A 590-nucleotide genomic window follows, 5' to 3' on the forward strand; every position below is an offset into this window, starting at 1 on the left:
ATAGGCGCGATCAGAGTTACAGTCAGTTGTACGTTATCGCCTGGCATTACCATTTCAACGCCTTCTGGCAGCTCTACAGCACCAGTTACGTCAGTAGTACGGAAGTAGAACTGTGGACGGTAACCTTTGAAGAATGGAGTGTGACGACCACCTTCATCTTTACCCAGTACGTATACTTCAGACTGGAACTTGGTGTGAGGAGTGATAGAACCTGGCTTCGCCAGAACCTGACCACGCTCAACTTCGTCACGCTTAGTACCACGCAGCAGAACACCAACGTTCTCACCAGCACGGCCTTCGTCCAGAATCTTACGGAACATCTCAACACCAGTACAGGTAGTCTTGGTGGTTTCTTTGATGCCGATGATTTCAACTTCTTCACCAGTGCGAACGATACCACGCTCAACACGGCCAGTTACTACGGTACCACGACCCTGAATAGAGAATACGTCTTCGATAGGCATGATGAATGCACCGTCGATTGCACGCTCTGGTTCTGGGATGTAAGTGTCCAGAGTCTCAACCAGCTTCTTAACAGCAGACGTACCCATTTCGTTGTCGTCTTCGCCGTTCAGAGCCATCAGAGCAGA

1 protein-coding gene is annotated in these 590 nt (G+C 49.8%); it reads right to left on the bottom strand.

Annotation, left to right across the window (positions count from 1 at the left end):
• Positions 1-590 (bottom strand): EF-Tu C-terminal domain-related protein (locus I9W95_RS14475; protein ID WP_263866223.1); only part of this gene is annotated, 590 nt, incomplete at both ends.

It is taken from the genome of Thalassolituus marinus, assembly GCF_020320395.1.
GTDB classification, from domain to species: Bacteria; Pseudomonadota; Gammaproteobacteria; order Pseudomonadales; family Oceanobacteraceae; genus Venatoribacter; species Venatoribacter marinus.